Consider the following 229-nt stretch of genomic DNA (forward strand, 5'->3'; position numbering starts at 1 on the left):
CCGGCATTCTGAAACATACAGCGGTTTAATCCCAGACCGGTCTCTAAACAAATAAAGTGCTTTCTTCTTTTTATCCCATATCGCAGCTGCAAACATTCCGTTTAATTGCTCAACAAAGGAAATTCCGTATTCTTCATAGCCATGAACCAGTACTTCTGTATCTGTCTCTGTACGAAACAAGTGGCCTTTATTCCATAAGTCTTCTCTTAATTCTTTGAAATTATAAATC

Annotated in this window: 1 pseudogene; it reads right to left on the reverse strand. The window is 37.6% G+C overall.

Annotated elements, in window-relative coordinates:
* Positions 1 to 229, reverse strand: a pseudogene (locus AC0IXA_RS28310) (asparagine synthase (glutamine-hydrolyzing)); the annotation flags it as partial.

This window comes from Pseudomonas sp. AC083 (assembly GCF_979253165.1).